Annotated in this window: 22 protein-coding genes; 13 read left to right on the top strand and 9 right to left on the bottom strand. The window is 32.1% G+C overall.

From position 1 onward, the window contains the following. The first annotated feature begins 180 nt into the window (after positions 1–180). The 4 genes from IM744_RS09595 (at position 181) to IM744_RS09580 (ending at position 5,790) form a co-directional block, all read left to right on the top strand. Positions 181–1,866, top strand: coding sequence for a M23 family metallopeptidase (locus IM744_RS09595; protein WP_194507907.1), 1,686 nt, complete (start codon positions 181–183; stop codon positions 1,864–1,866). Between the two features lie 12 nt (positions 1,867–1,878). Then, positions 1,879–4,356 carry a TonB-dependent receptor gene (locus IM744_RS09590; RefSeq protein ID WP_194507906.1) on the top strand — a complete coding sequence of 826 codons (2,478 nt, stop codon included), beginning with the start codon at positions 1,879–1,881 and terminating at the stop codon, positions 4,354–4,356. Next, positions 4,357–5,007, top strand: a complete 651-nt coding sequence (locus IM744_RS09585) for a hypothetical protein (RefSeq protein WP_194507905.1) — start codon at positions 4,357–4,359, stop codon at positions 5,005–5,007. It begins immediately after the preceding gene. Between the two features lie 93 nt (positions 5,008–5,100). Continuing rightward, the gene (locus tag IM744_RS09580; protein ID WP_194507904.1) at positions 5,101–5,790 is read left to right on the top strand and encodes a LamG domain-containing protein; all 690 of its coding nucleotides are present in this window, start codon (positions 5,101–5,103) and stop codon (positions 5,788–5,790) included. Here the strand turns inward: IM744_RS09580 and IM744_RS09575 are convergent, their stop codons facing one another. Then, positions 5,791–6,936 (bottom strand): cysteine desulfurase family protein, encoded by a 1,146-nt coding sequence (locus IM744_RS09575; protein ID WP_194507903.1) that lies wholly within the window; start codon positions 6,934–6,936, stop codon positions 5,791–5,793. Between the two features lie 134 nt (positions 6,937–7,070). On the opposite strand from IM744_RS09575, the gene IM744_RS09570 reads away from it, so the two are divergent. Continuing rightward, positions 7,071–8,036, top strand: a complete 966-nt coding sequence (locus tag IM744_RS09570; RefSeq protein ID WP_194507902.1) for a hypothetical protein — start codon at positions 7,071–7,073, stop codon at positions 8,034–8,036. Positions 8,037–8,038: 2 nt separating this feature from the next. On the opposite strand, the gene IM744_RS09565 is transcribed toward IM744_RS09570, so the two are convergent. Beyond that, a complete protein-coding gene (locus IM744_RS09565; protein WP_194507901.1) occupies positions 8,039–8,590 on the bottom strand; it encodes a Smr/MutS family protein in 552 nt (183 codons plus the stop codon). Further along, entirely contained in the window at positions 8,590–8,781 is a 192-nt protein-coding gene (locus IM744_RS09560; RefSeq protein ID WP_206694481.1) for a hypothetical protein, read from the bottom strand. The genes IM744_RS09565 and IM744_RS09560 overlap by 1 nt, the downstream gene beginning before the upstream one ends. 114 nt (positions 8,782–8,895) lie before the next feature. Between IM744_RS09560 and IM744_RS09555 the strand changes: the two genes are divergently transcribed. From IM744_RS09555 to IM744_RS09535, 5 genes are all read left to right on the top strand, one after another. Further along, positions 8,896–9,639, top strand: coding sequence for a hypothetical protein (locus tag IM744_RS09555; protein WP_194507900.1), 744 nt, complete (start codon positions 8,896–8,898; stop codon positions 9,637–9,639). Positions 9,640–9,650: 11 nt separating this feature from the next. Then, positions 9,651–10,073 (top strand): hypothetical protein, encoded by a 423-nt coding sequence (locus tag IM744_RS09550; RefSeq protein ID WP_194507899.1) that lies wholly within the window; start codon positions 9,651–9,653, stop codon positions 10,071–10,073. A 214-nt stretch (positions 10,074–10,287) separates the two neighbouring features. Continuing rightward, the gene (locus IM744_RS09545) at positions 10,288–12,126 is read left to right on the top strand and encodes a T9SS type A sorting domain-containing protein (RefSeq protein WP_194507898.1); all 1,839 of its coding nucleotides are present in this window, start codon (positions 10,288–10,290) and stop codon (positions 12,124–12,126) included. A gap of 27 nt (positions 12,127–12,153) precedes the next feature. Continuing rightward, positions 12,154–12,462 (top strand): DUF2752 domain-containing protein, encoded by a 309-nt coding sequence (locus IM744_RS09540; RefSeq protein WP_317175389.1) that lies wholly within the window; start codon positions 12,154–12,156, stop codon positions 12,460–12,462. Between the two features lie 10 nt (positions 12,463–12,472). After that, positions 12,473–12,823 (top strand): CCC motif membrane protein, encoded by a 351-nt coding sequence (locus IM744_RS09535; RefSeq protein WP_194507897.1) that lies wholly within the window; start codon positions 12,473–12,475, stop codon positions 12,821–12,823. Between the two features lie 81 nt (positions 12,824–12,904). Here the strand turns inward: IM744_RS09535 and rocD are convergent, their stop codons facing one another. The 4 genes from rocD to IM744_RS09515 all read right to left on the bottom strand — a co-directional run bounded on the left by rocD (position 12,905) and on the right by IM744_RS09515 (position 15,743). After that, positions 12,905–14,185: an ornithine--oxo-acid transaminase gene (rocD, locus tag IM744_RS09530; RefSeq protein ID WP_194507896.1), complete on the bottom strand. Its 1,281-nt coding sequence runs from the start codon at positions 14,183–14,185 to the stop codon at positions 12,905–12,907. A 123-nt stretch (positions 14,186–14,308) separates the two neighbouring features. Beyond that, a complete protein-coding gene (locus IM744_RS09525; protein WP_194507895.1) occupies positions 14,309–14,695 on the bottom strand; it encodes a DUF6768 family protein in 387 nt (128 codons plus the stop codon). Beyond that, a complete protein-coding gene (locus tag IM744_RS09520) occupies positions 14,685–15,236 on the bottom strand; it encodes an RNA polymerase sigma factor (RefSeq protein WP_194507894.1) in 552 nt (183 codons plus the stop codon). Before IM744_RS09520 ends, IM744_RS09525 begins: the two co-directional genes overlap by 11 nt. Further along, on the bottom strand, positions 15,237–15,743 hold the full coding sequence (locus tag IM744_RS09515; RefSeq protein WP_194507893.1) for a hypothetical protein: 507 nt from the start codon (positions 15,741–15,743) through the stop codon (positions 15,237–15,239). A gap of 135 nt (positions 15,744–15,878) precedes the next feature. On the opposite strand from IM744_RS09515, the gene rlmD reads away from it, so the two are divergent. From rlmD to IM744_RS09500, 3 genes are read left to right on the top strand one after another with little or no spacing between them, the layout of a single operon-like run. Further along, positions 15,879–17,333, top strand: coding sequence for a 23S rRNA (uracil(1939)-C(5))-methyltransferase RlmD (rlmD, locus tag IM744_RS09510; protein ID WP_194507892.1), 1,455 nt, complete (start codon positions 15,879–15,881; stop codon positions 17,331–17,333). After that, positions 17,334–17,885: a DUF6452 family protein gene (locus IM744_RS09505; RefSeq protein WP_194507891.1), complete on the top strand. Its 552-nt coding sequence runs from the start codon at positions 17,334–17,336 to the stop codon at positions 17,883–17,885. Beyond that, the gene (locus IM744_RS09500; protein ID WP_194507890.1) at positions 17,851–18,603 is read left to right on the top strand and encodes a DUF6048 family protein; all 753 of its coding nucleotides are present in this window, start codon (positions 17,851–17,853) and stop codon (positions 18,601–18,603) included. Before IM744_RS09505 ends, IM744_RS09500 begins: the two co-directional genes overlap by 35 nt. Positions 18,604–18,607: 4 nt before the next feature. Here IM744_RS09500 and IM744_RS09495 read toward each other — a convergent pair whose 3' ends face one another. Both IM744_RS09495 and IM744_RS09490 read right to left on the bottom strand, forming a co-directional pair. Further along, on the bottom strand, positions 18,608–19,027 hold the full coding sequence (locus IM744_RS09495) for a hypothetical protein (protein ID WP_194507889.1): 420 nt from the start codon (positions 19,025–19,027) through the stop codon (positions 18,608–18,610). A 1-nt stretch (position 19,028) separates the two neighbouring features. Then, on the bottom strand, positions 19,029–20,201 hold the full coding sequence (locus IM744_RS09490) for a THUMP domain-containing class I SAM-dependent RNA methyltransferase (protein WP_194507888.1): 1,173 nt from the start codon (positions 20,199–20,201) through the stop codon (positions 19,029–19,031). Positions 20,202–20,265: the final 64 nt, after the last annotated feature.

The following is a 20,265-nucleotide window of genomic DNA, read 5'->3' as shown; positions in this document are numbered from 1 at the left end:
ACTGATGTAACAAAGTTAACATACTACGTGAATATTTACTATTGTTTTATCAAAAATTTTAAAATTTAATTCGCTAAAATCAGTTATAATGCTGTATAATTGATATATAAGTCTTTTTTGTCAATATACTTTTGAGGATTATTTTGAAATTGATACTTTAGCATTCAACTAAACTTGCTTATGAAATATACCATACTCTTACTATTCTGTTTTACTTTTGGGTTTTCACAATCCCCTTATCCTCAAGACTATTTTAGGAGTCCGTTAGATGTAACACTTGTATTATCTGGTACTTTTGCAGAGCTGAGATCAAACCATTTTCATTCTGGATTAGATATAAAAACGCAACAACGCACTGGGTTAAATATATATGCTGCTGCTCAAGGTTATGTCAGTAGAATTAAAGTGTCTCATTATGGCTACGGAAAAGCGCTATACATCACACATCCTAATGGTTATGTTAGCGTTTACGCACATCTTAGCAAGTTTTCGCCACGCATTCAAAAATATATAAAGACTTGTCAATATGATAAAGAAAGTTATGAAGTAGAAGTGTTTCCTTCTCCTGATGAATTGCCAATTTCTGCAGATGACATAGTTGCCTTATCTGGTAATAGTGGAAGCTCTGGAGGACCACATCTTCATTTTGAAATTCGTGACAATGAAGAACGTCCTATAAACCCATTACTCTTTGGTTTTGATATTAAAGACTCCAAACCACCTGTTCTCTCTGCAGTTTATGCTTACCCTAAAGATAGAAATTCACATATTAATAACATAAAGAAAAGAATAGAGCTACGCTTAATCCCAAACAAAAATGGTGATTATACGACAGAACCTATTGAGGCCTATGGAGATATTGGTTTTGGAGTTGTAAGTTATGATCAACTGGATTTTGCTTATAACAAAAACGGACTAAGTAACATTCAAAGTTTTTATAATGGCAACAAAACCTTTGAAATGGATTTTAAGCGATTTAGTTTTGATGAATCTAAACACATCAATCGCTTTATAGATTACGAAGTTTATAAAGAAGAAAAATCAAGAATCCAGAAATTATTTGTACAACCAGGTAATACATTAAGTATGTTAAAAGATGTTGATGCTAGTGGTTATATTAAAGTAGAAGATAGCACCAACACAGTTTACAAAGTAAGATTAAGAGATTTTAAAGGTAATGAATCTTGGCTTACCATTCCTGTCAAAGGGAAACCTGCCAAAGAAATTCTTGAAGCGCCAGAGCTCAAACCAAACACGTACATTATAGCAAATAAAGTTAATGAATTAGAACAAGGTAATGTAGCTGTTTATTTTCCGAAGCAAACATTCTACGATGATTTTCATATCGATTTTAGTGTTTTGAACGATACGTTAAAACTGCACAAGAATATCATCCCCTTAATGAAAAGTTATACCATAAAATTTGACATTAAAAATTATGCAGATGATGATAAAGACAAATTATTTATTGCCAATTTATACGGTTATTACCAAAACCCGAGTTATATAAGTACCAAACGATTAGGTGACATGCTATCTGCCAGAACTAAATCACTAGGAACCTTTACTTTAGCCAGAGATACTGTTAATCCAACAATTAAGCCAGTCAATTTTCAAGATGGTAAATGGTTAAGTAAATTGAGCGAATTAAAAGTTAAAGTAGACGATGATTTATCTGGAATAAGTAATTACAGAGCAACCATTAACGGTAAATGGATTTTAATGGAATACGAATACAAAAAAAACATGTTGACCTATGATTTTGATGATAAAGTAAATACAGAAACTGAAAACAACCTAAAACTAATTGTAACCGATAATGTAGGAAATAGTACTACATTTGAATCTACATTTTTTAGAAAATAAAAAAACAACCTTTTGAAGCTACACATCACACTACTCATTGCCTTTCTTGGCTTTTCTTTCTTCGGAAATTCACAAACCGCAACCATTAGAGGTGTCATTCTTGATGATGCTAATAAACCAATCGCTGGTGTAAACATCAAAGCAGGAAGCGATGGTACAACCACCAACGAAAACGGTTTTTTTATTCTTAAAATCCCAGTAAATACAGATATAACTATTGTTTTTACTCATTTAGGACATAAACGCATTGAAGCTAAATTCAATTTAAAAAACGGACAAGAGATAGAATTCAACCCTGTGATGAGTGTTGAAATTGAGCAAATTGCAACAGTTGTTATTAATACAAATACGAGACAAAAAGTAGATGGAGTTGTCACCATTTCGCCAGAAGTTATTAGAACCGTTAAAGGTGCAAATCCTGGTGTTGAAAATCTATTAAAAACACTTCCTGGTGTAAATATTTCTAATGAATTGAGTACGCAATACTCTGTTCGTGGTGGAAATTTTGATGAAAATCTAGTGTATGTTAATGAAATTGAGATTTACAGACCTTTTTTAATTCGTTCTGGTCAACAAGAAGGATTGAGTTTTGTCAATACCGATTTAGTTCAAAATGTAGATTTCTCTGCTGGAGGATTTCAAGCTAAATATGGAGATAAATTATCTTCAGTATTAGATATTACTTATCGTAATCCTACACGTTTTGGGATTCGTGCAGATGCAAGTTTACTTGGTGGAAGCCTTGCTGCAGAAGCTGTGAGTAAAGATTCGAAATTTTCAGGAATTATAGGATTGCGTTATAGAGACAACAGTTTGTTGATTAATTCTCTAGAAACTGAAACTAATGTAAAACCTGTTTTTGCAGATGCTCAAACTTATTTAACGTATAAGTTTAGTGATAAGTTTCATCTTAATTTCCTCGGAAATATCTCACTCAACAAATATACATTTCAACCAAAAAATCGTCAGACTAACTTTGGAACGCTAGACGAACCTGTGGCTCTTTTGGTGAATTATGACGGACAAGAAAAAGACCAATACCTTACCAATTTTGGGGCTTTTAAAGCAAATTACTTCGCAACCGAAGACTTAACACTTAAATTAATTGCTTCTGCGTACCACACTACTGAAGAAGAATACTTTGATATTTTAGCACGATATAGACTAGGAGAAGTGAATAGTAATATTGGTGACGAGAATTTAGGTGAAGTAGAATTCGCTGAAGGTATTGGCTCACAACTCACACATGCTCGTAATGATCTAGATGCATTGATTTTTAATATAGAACATAAAGGTGATTATAAAATTGATGATGAAACCACATTAGAATGGTCTGTAAAATATACGCATGAAGACATACGTGATCGTCAAGTAGAATGGGAAATTATTGATAGTGCTGGGTTCTCTGTAAGACCTCCAATCTTTGATTTTCCAAACAATCAACCATATGAGCCTTTTGAAGGTCCTTTGGTTGCTTTTCAAAATGTAAGAGCCACAAATTATGTGAAAATTGACAGATTGCAAGCTTATGCTCAATGGAGTAAACGTACCATGTTAGGCAATAACGAAGTGTTTTATAATGCTGGAGTGAGAGTTCATAACTGGACTGTAAATAGTGACGTTCCTAATCAAAATGGTGTGTCTTCATCTACACAAACTGTATTTAGCCCTAGAGCGCAATTTGCAATAAAACCAGATTGGGAAAAGGATATGTTATTTAGAGTTGCTGGAGGTGTATATTATCAACCACCTTTTTATCGTGAGTTGAGAGATTCATCAGGAACTGTACAACCAGATGTAAAAGCGCAAAAATCGATTCATATCGTTCTTGGTAACGAATATAGTTTCAAACTATGGGATCGTCCATTTAAGCTCGTTTCCGAAGCATACTATAAAAGCATGACCGATGTAAATCCTTATACGCTTGAGAACGTGAGAATTCGCTACAGAGCTACAAATAACGCAAAAGCATATGCTTACGGATTGGATTTACGTCTTAATGGAGAATTTGTTCCTGGTACAGAAAGCTGGTTTAGTTTTGGATATTTAAAAACCGAAGAAAACATTGATGATCGTGGTTATATTGCGAGACCGACAGATCAACGTTTAAAATTCGGAATCTTATTTCAAGATTATGTGCCAAACATACCTGATCTTAAAATGTATTTAAACCTGGTTTATAACACAGGTGTTCCTGGTGGTTCTCCTAGTTATGCAGATCCTTATGATTACCAAACACGACTTCGTGATTATAAACGTGCAGATTTAGGGATATCGTATGTTCTTGTTGATCACAACAAAACCTACACTTCAAAATGGAAACAGAAATTCAAAGAGTTGTCTTTAGGTGTTGAGATTTTTAATATGTTTAATGCACAAAACACCATTACAAATACTTGGGTTAGAGATGTGTATAGTAAGCGTCAATATGCGATTCCTAACTTTTTAACGCCTCGTGTTTTTAATGTGAGATTGAGTGCTAAGTTTTAGATGAAAATGTTATTATTTCATATCATTTTATTTACAAGCTTTTATGGCTTTGGTCAAACTAGCTCTAAACCTATATATTATTATGATGTAAATGGAGATCAAATGTCTAAGGAAGATTATTCAATTAAATCTTCTGGATATAAAAGCCTTGATGAGAGATACATTGCTTTGGCTTTTGAAAAAGACACTTGCTACATAGCACTTTTAAAGAAGCGAAAGAATTTAGGCAAATTAAGCGCTTCGCAATTAGAAAATTTGTTTTCTAATCTAGAAAACAGTAACTCAAAAAAGAAATTTAGCATCATCCAATATCATCCTGGTCGAGACGGTTGTAATAATGGCAGATACAAATCCAATGGACATGAAAACAACATTTATCACAGAGGATATATCAAAAAATTAAAAACAATCTTAGACCATAATATTTACTGGGTTCACAAAAAAGATGAAACCATAAAATTTAATCGCATAAAGTATATTGATTGGAGATTAGACAAGGATCAATTTATAGAAAAACTATTTTTTGAGTATCACTATGGATGTAACAGTTTTGTGATTATAAATAACTTAAATGGTAATTACATTTCAATTTTAGGAGAGTCTGGTGGAAACACGGTCATGGAAATTGCTAAAGAAATGAATGATTTATAAAAAATTTTAATCATCTATTCCTAAAATCTGCTTCAAACGGAATAATTTTTGATGTTCAATTTCCTTTATTAATTGAAACCAAAATCAACTCTTATGAAATCTAAACTACCTGCGCTTTTAACTGCTTTATCTTTTTTAATATTAAGTTGTTCAAATGACGATGATAACCAAACGACGTCAATTGATCCAACTTTGATTGCCCATTATAATTTTAAGGGTAATGCTAATGATATTTCAACTTACCATAACACAGGCGTTATTGACGGACCTTTTTTAACCCAAGATAGTAATAATAATGAAAATTCAGCTTTCTATTTTGACGGTATTGACGATGTTATTTCTGTACCACATAATGATGTGTTTTCTAATTTGGAAGAGTTTACAATTATTGCTTTGGTAAGAACAGATGAAATTAAATCTCAAACTGTAGTTAGAAAAGGTGCAGAAGTTAATGGTCCCAATAAATCTCCATTTGGTATTTCATTTTCTGCTACAAACTCTATAAGTTTTTTTATAGGTTCTAATAATGGTGAAGACTACAATGTTCTTAGCTCTAACGAATATGAAATAAACACGTGGTATGAAATTGCTGCGATATACAAAGAACAAGTGATGTACTTGTATATCAATGGCGAACTTATTGACACCAAAACCATAGTTGGAACTATGAATCCCAATACGTCACCTATATTAATTGGTACTAGATTAAGCTTACCAAGTAGCACTTTTAAAGGCACAATAGATGATATTAAAATATTTAACAGAGTAATTCTAATGGAATGATTAAGAGATTACAAACTCCTTCAAAATCCCAATCACATAATCTACTTCGTCTTTAGTATTAAAACAACTAAATGAAAAACGTACAGATGGTTTTTGTAAATCGTCTAAGTTCAAAATTTCGGTTAGTACATGTGAATTTTGAGAACTTCCACTTTGGCAAGCACTTCCTTTAGAACACGCTATTCCTTTTAAATCCAATTGAAAATGTAGCATATTGGCTTTTTCTGCGGAAATTGGCAAACACACACTAACTAAAGTATAAGTGCTTTTTTCTAAATCTCCAGATTGACCATTAAAACTAACATTTGGAAATACAGATTGTAATTGCTCTATAAAATAAGACTTGAGGGTTTTGATGTGATTTCTTTCGGTTTCTAGATTGCTGTATGAAATTGTTAGTGCTTCGTCCATTCCAACGATATTGTGGATAGACTCTGTTCCTGCACGTAAGCCTCGCTCCTGCTCTCCTCCAAATATTGTGGCTCTGAGTCCGCTATTTTTCCGAAGAAAAGTAAATCCAACACCTTTTGGTCCATGAAACTTATGTGCACTTGCTGCGAGATAATCAATAGGAATTTCCTGCAAATCTAATTTGTAATGTCCAACAGATTGAACCGTATCACTGTGAAAAAGCGCATTATTTGCTTTACATAATTCAGCTACTTTTTTGAGATCTAAAATATTACCAATCTCGTTATTGATGTGCATCAACGTGACGAGTTGTTTTGTATCTGTTTGCAATAGCAACTCTAACTGTGATAAGTCAATATCTCCATCACTATTTAAATCTAAATATTTAACTGTAATATCATACTCTTTTTTGAGTTGGTCTATTGCATGTAAAATAGCGTGATGCTCAATTTTTGAAGTGATAATTTCTGTGACGCCTAAATCTCTTACTGCGCTTTTAAGTACTAAATTATCTGCTTCTGTGCCTCCCGAAGTAAATACTATTTCGGCAGCAGACACATTAAAATGTGAAGCAATGCGTTTTCTTGATAATTCAATTAAAGACTTAGACTGCCTTCCATAACTATGTGTTGATGAAGGGTTTCCGAAATTAGATTTCATCACCTCACTCATTTTATCAATGACATTATCGCGAATAGATGTCGTTGCAGCATTATCAAAATAAACAGTTTTCATAAATCACATAATTGTGTTGCAAAGATGCAACATTATCGACGTTTTTAAAACTATCATTTTACGCTTTCAAAATTATTTGTTAATCCCAACCATTAAACTTTTAAATCTATTATTTTTGTTTTAAAAATACTGTGATGCGTAATTTACTATATATCTGTTTAATTGGATTGGTTGCATTGTCTTGTGATGATGGTGATGTTTTTGAAGTAAGCTTAGAGTTTGATCAAGAGCTTGAACTTTGCATAGATATAAATGAGAATGATAATCTTCTATATGATACAAAACTTGATCCAAGCGAGTCACTTTCTCTTCTATTCCCAATATCTAATAATATAGATATTTTTGAACCAACAGAATATAATAGCGTTGATCCAGTAGGTTACGTAAAAACACTTACTATAAATGAATCATCTATTAAATTTAATTACAGAACTTATAATGGAGATCCAAATGATTTAATTTGTCAATTCATAGCAAATCCAGGCACAGAAATAATTGAAGACTACTCATCTGCATCTGGTGCGATAGCAGAATTCACTACCACATTTGAAGATGATGACCTTGATGGAATCTTATCAGAGAAGGAAGGCAGAGGTACTCGAGCTGATGATGGTACATATCCTGATGCTATAGATACTGATGGTGACGGTTTACCAGATTATATTGATGAAGATGATGATAATGACAGTATTCTTACCAAAAATGAAACTCCAGATCCCGATGGAGATGGTAACCCAAGTGACGCATTAAATACAGATCTTGACTTAGAAATTGCCAGTGCTGGAGACATCCTGCCTAATTATTTAGATAACGATGATGATGGAGATGGTACACCTACAATTAATGAAGATGCTGATGGTAGTACCTTCTTAACAGATGATTTTGATGAATCAGAAGGTATCAATATTGTACCTCGTTATTTAGACTTTAATGCAGATGATTCTTACACTGCAATTGAACTTGGAGAAACAGAGTACACAAGAACTACTGTTGTAAGTGTTGTTATTACGAATTCTAATTTAGGAATCGCTAGTATTGATACTATTGAATTAGGAACTTATACATTTACGACTATTTTTGTTTATCCAGAAGAAGAATAAAATTAGTCTTTAACATTTTGATAAATATAAACCTCAGTAGCACCTAAGCCATATTTTTGGTAATCTGCTGCGTAATATTTTACATTATCATAGCGTCCAAAAAGATAATCTAATTCTGCTTTAAGCACACCTTCTCCAACACCATGAATAAACACTACTTTTTGTATACGTTTTTTTATGGCAAATTCTAACTTATGCCTTGCAGTATCTAGTTGAAGATTAAGCATATCATAATTACTCATATGCCTATTAGACGTTGTGATTTGATGAATATGTAAATCGACTTCCATTGCAGGTAGTGTTCGATCTTTCGGTTTAACTTTTATGGATTTGTGCTTATGTGACGTTTCCTTTTCATTAATTACAGTATTAACATCAATATCTGCAAATAATTGAGAGGATAAGGCTTTGGTTTTTATGACTTCGGAAGACAAGAACTCCATATCAAAACCATCATCAGTTTCAATGATAATAGTATTACCTACAATTTTAGAAATTACGCCATTAATAGCTTCATCTAAAACAGAAACAGAATCACCAATTTTTAAATTCATTATAAATTATTTTGATGTTCATCCTCTTGATTTGTTTTGCTAGGGATATTTCTTGAAATACTATAGATACCAAGCATCAAAATAACAATACCTGCAATGAGAATTAATTGATTTTGTTCTTCTTTGGCTTGTGCATAAATTGCTACAAATCCGCCAATTATAATTAAAATATAACTAATTTTTTTACTCATACTATAATGTTAACGATGAATTTTACGATTCATCGAAATTAGTTATAATAATCAAATAAGTAAAATAACTTGTAAGAAATAATCACTAATTTTCATTACACTAATCCATTCAAAATGAAAAAGTTAATCAACCTCAAAACAATTGTTTTAGTTTTTGCTTTAGCAAATTTAAGTTTCATATACGCTCAGGTTGGAATTGGAACAACTACTCCAAGAACACAATTGGATATAAATGGTGCTATCTCTACTAAAGATGGAGGTCTTTTAACACTTACTAATGGAAACAATAATAATATCGCACTTCCTTCAACTAGTGGAGTTATATATTCAAATTACAGAATAACTGGTCCTACCGCTTTTTTTACAATTACAGGCTTAATTCCTGTAACTGGAGCTGATGGTCAAATTGTAACATTGCAAAACACTACAAACCAAATAATGGTTATTGAACATAATATTGGAGGTGCTGCTGCTAATAGAATTTTAATACCCTCTGAACAAGATCTAATTTTAACAGGAAGATACTCTTCAATAACATTAATGTACAGTAGTGCTCAAAATAGATGGATTGTTCAAAATAAACTTTCAGATACCACATACTGGTATTACCCACCCTCGAATATAGATGCCAATACAACATATAATTTAACAGCAACAATACCTAGTTGTAATAGTTTTTCTAGTGTTAACGTTTCTTTGATTGGAGATTGGGGTGGTACTATTGGAAATAATATTACAATTCATAGTGTAGAAGCTAGAACAGGTGAAGTAAGATTTGTAATCTCTAATAACACAGGTATCTTTGGTGGTGGTACAGATTATCTCAATATGGATTTTATTATTTCAGTTAATAATTAAACTCAAAAAAAATGCACAAGCCAATAAGTATATTAATTTTATTTCTTTCGTTATTTTCGTATTCTCAATCAGATTCGATTGAGCTTAAAAAAAACAAAATTACTTTGCCTTCCGTCAAAGCATTATCTTTAACAGAATATCTTGATAGTCCTAAAGTCGAAAAGAAGGCTATAAATCTAAACAGCGAAAAATCTAATACGCGTACAGATAGTAACAAAAAAATAATTGACAAACCAAAAGTAGTAGCTCTTTCAATGTCTGATTATCATAGGCTTCAAAAAGCGAAAAAAAAGATAATATATAATTCAGATTCAGAAGTCAACAAGATAACAGATAAAACAAAAATAATTATATCTAAACCTGTAAAAGCATTATCTTTTAAGGAATACTTATCGTTACCAAAAACAGAAAAGAAAATTCAAAACAATAATTAAAAGCAAATAATAAGTAATCCATAGAGAATTGATGCCTTACAACAATTCAAGAATAAGAAACACGCTTAATTACTTATATTTAAAAGCATATACATGTAGTTCCCTAAAAATTTTATTTTTTTCAATCTTAACCTAAAAATTCAGTATTAAAAAACCACAAAAAAGTTAACCTTTTAATTATAATATCATTAAATATTAAAATAATCCATTTACCATGAAAAAATTGTACACCCTCATAATTACAGTTTTAGTTACAACTTTTGGTTTTGCGCAATTAACAGTAACCAATAGCGCATATATTTACGTCGATGGAGATGGCTTTACTGAAGCTCCTGATGTGGCGCCTTTATTTGTAACTGGTGCTGTTAACCTTAATAATGCAAACAGTAAAATATACTTACGTAACGAAGCCCAATTACTACAAGGTAATACTGTTTCAACCAATTCTGGAGTTGGAGAACTGAGTGTTCAACAAACAGGTACTGCTAATACGTTTTCATATAATTACTGGTGTTCACCTGTAGGAAATAATTCAGTTGCTTCAGGTAATGAAGCTAGTAGAGTTGATTTAATTGACGAGTCAACTGGATTAATTACTAGTAATGATGCTCTATTCACAACAGCAGATGATGGTGCTACGTCTCCACTAACTATATCTAGTCGTTGGTTATACTCTTATGTAGTCTCAGATCTATATGCAGATTGGATTGTATTAAACTCAAACACTCCTATCCAAACAGGTTTAGGTTTTACCATGAAAGGAATTGGAGGAGGAAGTCAATTATATGATTTTAGAGGTAAGCCAAATAATGGTACAATAACAACTAACGTCTTAGCAGATAACTTTACATTAATAGGTAACCCTTATCCTTCTGCTATTGATGCACTACTTTTAATTCACGATCCTCAAAATACAAATATTGCTGTATCTCCTGGACTTCCTGAATACGCTCCAACAACAACTGGTGTTCTTTACTATTGGGAACAAACACCAACAACACACAATACAGCAGATTATGTAGGTGGTTATGGTGCTTATACAATTTCTTCAGGAGGCGTAGAAACTTTTTCTTTTCCTACATTTTACGGTTATGATGATCAAGGTAATGCGGCACCAACCCCTCCAGGACCTGGTCCATCTAAAGTAGCAAAAAGATATATTCCTATTGGTCAAGGTTTTATGGTTGAAGGTGCAACTGGTTCTGGATCAAGTTTAATATATGTTAAAAATGAGCATCGTGTATTTACAAAAGAATCAAGTGGAGACAGCTATTTCTTTAGAACAAATGGACAAAACAATACTACCACAAATTCTAATTCAAGTGTAGAAGAAACCCAATACGATGAATTAGGACTCAATATAGTTCCTAGCGATTTTAAACGTTTTAGATTAAATGTCAATTTTAACCAAGATTTTACAAGACAGTTGGTTCAAAATTTCCATAACACAGCTACAGATGGCTTCGATTATGGCTTAGAAGCTCCAGGTTCTGACGATTCACCAACAGATGCATCATGGACACAAGACGATGAAGATTTCGTTATACAAGCACATGCTTTTGCTATTGAAAAAAGAATCCCTGTTGTTATAAAGTTAGAAAACCAACAACCTATTGAGTTTAGTATCTTTGATGTTCAAAATTTTGACACCTCTCAACCTATCTATGTTCATGATATCGAAAACGAAATCTATATAGATTTAAGAGAACAAAATTATAACATCAATCTTCAAGCTGGAAACTACACAAACCGCTTTGAAATAACATTCCAAGCTCCAGAAACTTTAAATGTTGAAGAAATCACAGATGAAGATTTTATAGTTTACCAAAACACTAAAGACTCAGAGCTAACAGTTTTAAACCCAAACAGTTTAAACATTAAATCTGTAAGACTTATAGATGTTTCAGGTAAAGTTATTCTCAATACTAATAACGTAGGTACTCAAAATGAATATCGATTTACAACAAAATCATTAAGTGATGGAATTTATGTAGCTACTGTTACCGTTGATAATAATCAAGCTATTTCTAAGAAGGTTGTCATTAAAAACTAATATTAAATAATATATTTTGCTACTTTTGTGAGACTTATATCAATCAATATGATGTCTCCAGAAGATTACATGCTTCCTTGCTTAAACAAAAAACTCTTTGGTTTAGATTGCATGGGTTGCGGTATGCAACGTTCAATAGCATTAATTCTAAATGGTGATTTTATTGCTGCATTTCAAATGTATCCAGCTATTTATAGTTTAATAGCTTTGGTTGGTCTTATCTTTATAAATTACTTCATGAATTTTAAGCATGCTCACAAAATAATTATTATTTTGGCTCTCATAAATGGCTTTCTCATATTAGGCAATTTTATATATAAAACTTTTATCAACTAAAAATTATAACATGGACCACAATCAAACTCAAGAACAATTAAAAAACTCAACTCTAATTTTAGTATTAGGAATCTTATCTATAGTAACATGTTGTTGCTATGGAGTTATAGGTATTGTATTAGGAATAGTTACAATAATTCTAGCTCAAAAAGCAACAGCTATATATGCTGAAAATCCTGATATGTACACAGGTTTTCAAAATGTAAAAACTGGAAAAATATTAGCAATTATAGGATTAGTTCTTAGCGTATTGTATTTATTAGCTACTGTTTGGGCAATTTCTACCTTTGGATGGGAAGCTTTACAAGATCAAGAATTATTGCAACAACGTATGCAAGAATGGGCTGAGCAAAATCAATAGTCAGTCAATTAGAACATAAATTAAAAAACCTCAATATTTCTATTGAGGTTTTTTTTATGCTTATTATTTTCTTCTGAAAATTTAAACTTCAAATTGTTTCAGCGTTTTAACAATAATTGAAACACAATCTAACAGTTGCTCTTTAGTCATTACCAATGGTGGTGCAAAACGAATAATATTGCCATGAGTTGGCTTAGCTAAGAGTCCGTTGTCTCTAAGAGCCAAACAGATATTCCAAGCAGTATCACTATCCTCATCATCATTGATAACAATAGCATTTAATAGACCTTTACCTCTTACAAGATTAACTAAACTACTAGTTTCGATATATTTATTTAATTCACTTCGGAACAATTCTCCTAACTGAAACGCTTGCTCAGCTAAATCCTCATCTCTAACAACTTCAAGAGCTGCAATAGCTACAGCTGCAGCAATTGGATTTCCTCCAAATGTACTACCATGGTTTCCTGGTCTAATCACATTCATGATTGGATCATTAGCCAAAACTGCACTTACAGGATATGCTCCTCCCGATAATGCTTTACCAAGAATCAAAATATCTGGTTTCACTTCTGGAGTACCAGAGCAATTCTTATCTGCACAACTACAATTTCCGCAGGTAGCCAATAAACGACCTGTTCTTGCAATTCCTGTTTGTACTTCGTCTGCAATAAATAAAACATTATGCTTTTCACATAAGGCTTTAGCTTTTGCTAAATAACCTTCGCTTGGTACAAAAACTCCTGCTTCACCTTGAATTGGTTCAACTAAGAATCCTGCTACATTCTTATTATTTTCTAAAGCTTCTTCTAAAGCTTTTAAGTTATCGTATTCAATCTTAATAAATCCATCTGTATATGGTCCAAAGTTTTTTCTGGCAACAGGATCATTACTAAATGATATAATAGTTGTTGTTCTTCCGTGGAAATTATTCTCACATACGATAATTTCAGCTTTATTCTCAGCAATACCTTTAACTTCATAAGCCCATTTTCTACAAATTTTCAAAGCAGTCTCAACAGCTTCGGCTCCTGTATTCATTGGTAATAATTTGTCAAAGTTGAAATACTCAGATGCGTATTTCTCATACTTCCCAAGCACATCATTATAAAATGCTCTAGAAGTTAAACTCAGTGTTTGAGCTTGTTTAGTCATTGCATCTACAATTTTTGGATGACAATGTCCTTGGTTTACAGCAGAATAAGCAGATAGGAAATCATAATATTTCTTACCTTCTACATCCCAAACAAACACACCTTCTCCTCTACTCAATACTACTGGTAATGGATGGTAATTGTGTGCACCATACTTGTTTTCTAAATCGATCGCTTGTTGCGAAGTTAATTGGTCTAAAACAGCCATTTTAATTTTGTTTTAAATTAATAAAATAACCATTCCTTCATCACCTTTATTCTTTCAGAGAAGCTGAAAAAGCAGCGTAGGAGAGAAATCATCCCTAGGCTTGCAAATTAATAATTTAAAAGCTTATTCCGAAATTTTTACAGATAATGATGAGACTTGTAACTCCAAACGCTTCATTTCTCTTAGAATCGCATTTTTATCCATTTGCATCCAGGCAAAAATCTTTAGCATGCTTACTCCAATTAAAAACACAAGACTGCCAATTCCCCATTTTAGTAATTCATTAGTTTCTGTTGTGTCAAAGAAATTGACCACACAATAAATGAAGAGTCCAAAGAAAACTAGTGTCATAATATTCATAAGAATTACAACCCATTTGTTCTTACCTGTAAACAAACCTCCTATCATTCCTAAAACGCTTTGTTCTTCAAGCTTATCATAGAACTTTGCTTCTTCTTGGGTTAATGTATCTTTAATTAATTGATCGATATCTTCCATATTAGTTTTCATAATTATTGTCTTTTAGTATTAATTTTAGTTTTTCTCTGGCGTGAAACAATCTTGATTTTGATATCCCAACAGATATTTTTAATAACTCACTCATTTCTTTAAGTGAATAGTCTTCAGTATAAAAAAGTCTCACCACGATTTGTTGTTGTTTTGGCAATTGTTTTATTGCTTTTAATAATGCAGCTTTAAGCGCTGTGTTTTCTTCGTAATCATCAACTTCTACAACTTGTAAATTATCAATTTTGGTTTGCTTTAAATGATTCTTGCTCTGTTGGCGTAAAACGTCTAGTGATTTATTATACACAATTCGTAAAGCCCAACTTTTAAAACTAGATGGTTTTTCTAAAGTATCTAATTTCGCCATTATGGTTTGCCAACAGTCTTGAGCTATGTCTTTGGATATATCTGAATCCTTTACCAAAAAAAAGGCCTTTTTACAAAACACCACATGCCATCGCTTTACCAAAGCTGCTATTGCTTTTTGATCTCCTGCTTGATAAGCTTCAACAAGCGCAATATCTATGTGGTTATCTTTTTTCAATTAGGCTATTTTCGTTTTATTCGATTTACGTTTGTAATGACCTCTAAGAAATTTAACCCAAAAATTATAATTCGTTTTTTTCTTTTCTTCGGAAAAATAATTCTCCACGTTATCAAAAGCGTCTTCCATTAAAGCATCGTGAAACCATCTTATAACGAAAATCCACAGCAGACTAGCTTTAAAAATCGTGTTCATTGTAATGTTGTGAGATATTTCCGAAGTAACTTTAGAAATAGCTTTAACAGTAAGCTCATGAGTTCCATTAAAACCAGCTGGTTTTGTGAATTTGAATTTAATATGATTTCCAGCTTCAAATGCAATGATTGTGTAACGAATTCTTCCGTGACCTCCTTTGCTTCCTATTTTCAATCCGTCTTTGAATCGCATTGCTGGCCAATTATTATGAGGCCAAATTTGATCTTGTGGTGTCGCTAAAGTTTTAAATAGTTGAGATACCTTTTCTTTAGGTTGATTAATTATTCGTTTATGGTTGTTTGTGACTTGCATACTCTAAAGACGAAAGAATTCTAAAAAGGTTCATTTAATTTTAAAATATTTTAAAGTTAATCTAAATTATACAGACCTAATTATGCTTAACTATTTATAAAATTACAGCTATCTTTGCATCCAAATCATCATAAAATGCCAAAAAGAGAACGAAATAAATTTGTAAAACGCGGACAAATCATTGAAATTTTAATCGAAGATTACGCTTTTGGAGGCAAAGGTATTGGTCGTATTAGAAATGAATATGGAGAATTTGTTGTTTTTGTTCCTAATACATTACCAGGACAATTAGTAAAAACTCAGATTAAGAAGAGTAGTAAAAAATATGCAGAGGGTAAACTTTTTGAAGTTTTAGAATCATCGGAAGATGAAATTGAGATGCCTTTTCAAAGTATTCCTGGTGCTCCTTATATTAATTTACCGATAGAAAAACAACATCAATACAAAAAGAAAAGTACTTTAGAATTGTTTAAGCGTATTGGTAAAGTTGCTGATATTGAAGATAAATTTGATGAATTTGTTGATTCGCCTAATACTTTCCATTATAGAAATAAAATGGAATATGGCTTTTCTGCCATTGGTTATGACCATGAGTTAAAAACGGATATTGATGAATTCACACTTGGTTTTAAAAAACGTGGTACTTGGTGGTGTGGTGATAACCTCAATAAAGATTCAGGTTTATTTGATGCTGAGTTTGAAAATCAACTAAAAGACATTAAAGACTATTGTATAAAAACAGGTTTAGAACCTTGGCATGCACCAAAAAGAGAAGGTTTCTTTAGATACTTTGTAGTTAGAAAATCTTTTAAAACCAATAAACTTTTATTTAATTTAGTAACAACTTCACCAGATTTACCACAGTTTGATCTAGACAAATTTGCGACTTATTTAGTGAAATTATTTGGCGATAGAGTTGCAGGATTATTGCATACCATAAATGATGAAATTGGAGATAGAACCATTGCTACAACAGGAAGCATTTCTTTAGTTTATGGCGACGATAAAATTGTTGAAGAATTATTAGGCCTAAACTTTGAAATCAGTATGAAAAGCTTTTTTCAAACCAACCCAAAATGTGCAGAAAAATTATATTCTAAAGTCGTTGATTATGTTTTAGAAAGCAAAGAATCTGTAAACAACACTGTTGTTTTAGATTTGTTCTGTGGTACAGGAACTATTGGTCAAATCATAGCTAATAAAGCTGAAAACACTAAAATTGTTGGTGTAGATATTGTTGCAGCAGCTATTGAAGATGCCAAAGAAAATGCTAAGCGAAATAATATTGAAGGACTAAAATTCTTCGCAGCAGATGTTGGTAAATTTTTAACAGAGCATCCAGAATACACTAATAAAATTAGAACCATTATTTTAGATCCTGCAAGAGCTGGTATTGCACCTAAAACTCTTAAAAAAATAATAAACCTAAATGCAGAACGTTTGGTTTATGTATCTTGTAATCCTGCAACACAGGCTAGAGATACTGAGCAATTAATGGAAGCTGGTTATGAGATTAAAAAAATAAGTTTAGTAGATCAATTTCCGCATACTGCACATATTGAAACCGTTGTTTTATTTGAGAAAAAGTAAATGAAAAACATAAAATTTATAATTCTATTTATTGCCATTATATTTTATAGCTGCGAACGCGATGATATTTGTGCTGAATCTACTGCTACAACTCCACGGTTAATCATCAGGTTTTACGACATTAACAATCAAGATGACACTAAATTAGTAAGACAATTAGAAGTCATAGGGCTTGATGAAAATGATGATCCGTTTTCTGAAACTCCTATTGTGAGTCGAGCTAATTCAGACTCTATTAATTTACCTTTAAACTTTCAAGAAGAAGTTGAAACCATAACTAGATTTCAATTAGTGAGAGATGCAGATTTTGCAGATGATACAAATACGACCACTAATCATAATATTGACATTATTACCGTAAAATACACACCTCAGTTTGTTTATGTATCCAGAGCTTGTGGTTATAAGAGTATCTTTAATTTAGATGATCCCTTAGGAATTACAAGAGATGGTGAGACTGCTGGAGATGATGATACATGGATTACAAGTTTTGATATAACTAATTACACTATAGAAAATGAAAATGCAGCACAGATTATTATTTATCATTAATTTGATAATAGTGATGCTATTTTCATTAGCATCTCACGCACAAATTGGTGATACAGAAAAACAAGTAGACACCTTAGTTTATAAGCAAAAATACGGACTACGATTAGGTGGAGATCTTGGTAAAATAGCACGATCTCTCATAGATGAAGATTATACAGGCTTTGAAATTAATGGTGATTATAGATTGAGTAAAAAGCTATACATCGCTGGAGAATTAGGTACAGAAGAACGCAGAATAGCAACAGATTTCCTAGATGTTACTGCAAACGGAAGTTACTTTAAAGCAGGTATAGACTACAATACCTACGTAAACTGGTTAGACATGCAAAACATGGTTTATACTGGTTTTAGAGTTGGTGTGAGTACGTTTAGTCAAACACGAAATCAATTTACCGTTTATAATACAAATCAATACTGGACTAACCAATTTACAAATACTCAAGCTCAGGAATATGATGGCTTATCTGCAATTTGGGCAGAATTAGTTATAGGTCTCAAAGCAGAGCTCTTTACCAATTTATACGCTGGACTTAATGTTCAAATAAAAGCAATGGTCACACAAGATCAACCCGTAGGTTTTGAAAACTTGTATGTTCCTGGTTTTAATAGAACCTATGATAGTGGTCGCTTTGGATTAGGATTTGGCTATACGCTCTCTTACCTCGTTCCTATTTATAAAAAAGATAAAAAGGTTACTGTAGAAAAAGAGACAAATTAGTCACTTAGTATTTTTTACTAATTTTTATTTGCTTGCCATCTGTTGGGTAATCAGTTCCTTTAATTGTTGCAATTGCTCTAAAATACATGGTATCTTTTACAGTTTTAAGCATTTGAATTCTCAAACCACCTCCTTCTTCAATTAATTTTTCTACTTCGGAAATTTCTTCCTCAGGAGTATCTTCTTTAATTGTTAAAACATAGTTACAATCATCAGTCCAAGTAATATCTAAATCCATGAAGTCTTTAGCAGAAATAGATTCAAATTGACTTGTTTTGCTACGCTTAAGTGTAGATTGAGGTACTATTGAATCTCCCGGAATAATGAACGTTCCCGTTTTAAACTTCTTGCATTTTAATTGTTGCCCAAAGCTAGTTGCACTTATCATTACCAATACAACAACACATAATATTCTTTTGATCATCTTATTCATCTTTATCATTATTCATATACTTTCCTTTCTTACTACCTTCATACATCACATATTTTACTAAACGCGCTTCTAATTTGGCGTTTACTAAATGTATTTTTCTAGAAGGTCTCAAACCTACATGCTTTAATGCTTCAAGATTTGAAGTAATAAACCAAGCATCAGTTCCAGGATATCCTTGCTTTAAGGTATCACCAATACTTTTATAAAACTCCTCCATATTGATATCTAAACGTTCACCGTAAGGCGGATTAAAAACCATGTGCAATTTATTCTCACCTGCTTTTTGCGTTTTAAAGAAGTCTTCATGCTGAATACTAATAAACTCATCTAAATGTGCATTCTTTATATTGTCCTTTGCTTTTGCTACTGCACTTGGTGATTTATCATAACCATACATTTTATGGTGAAAATCTCTAGTTTTACTCAATAATGATGCTTCAATTTTCTCAAATAACTCAACATCCCAATCTTCCCAACGCTCATAGGCAAACTCCTTACGCATTAAATTTGGCGGAATATTACAAGCAATCATCGCTGCTTCTGCCAAGATGGTTCCACTACCACACATTGGATCCATAAAATCAGATTGACCATCCCAACCAGATAGCATCACCAATCCTGCAGCAAGTACTTCATTTATAGGTGCAATGTTTGTTGCTGTTTTATATCCACGTTTATGTAAAGATTCTCCAGAAGAGTCTAATGATACAGTACAAACCTGCCTGTCAATATGAACATTGATTTTCAAATCAGGAAAACGTAAATCTACATTTGGTCGTTGACCATCAGTTTCTCTAAATTTATCTACAATAGCATCTTTTGTTTTTTGAGCAACATACAAAGAATGTGTGAACGCTTTAGAATGCACTGTTGCCGAAACCGCTAAAGTTCCTGTAGGTTTTAAATACTTGTTCCAAGGCATTTTATAAATCTGATCGTAAAGATCTTGTTCATTAAGCACCTTAAAGGTTTTTATAGGTTTTAGTATTTTAATGGCAGTACGAAGCGCTAAATTTGCTTTATACATAAAGCCCTTATCTCCTTCAAAACTCACATTTCTAACGCCCTTTTTAACATGCATTGCGCCTAACTGTATGAGTTCTCGCTCTAATAACTCTTCAAAACCAAATAAGGTTTTGGCTACCATTTTGTAATTATTCTCCATTAACATCGTCTATTAGCTTACAAAAATAAAGTATTTTTGTGGCTTATAAGTAGAATTAAAAATG

The sequence above is a fragment of the Psychroserpens luteus genome (genome assembly GCF_015319355.1).
Taxonomy (GTDB): Bacteria; Bacteroidota; Bacteroidia; order Flavobacteriales; family Flavobacteriaceae; genus Psychroserpens; species Psychroserpens luteus.
This window is presented reverse-complemented; position numbering and strand designations above follow the sequence as displayed.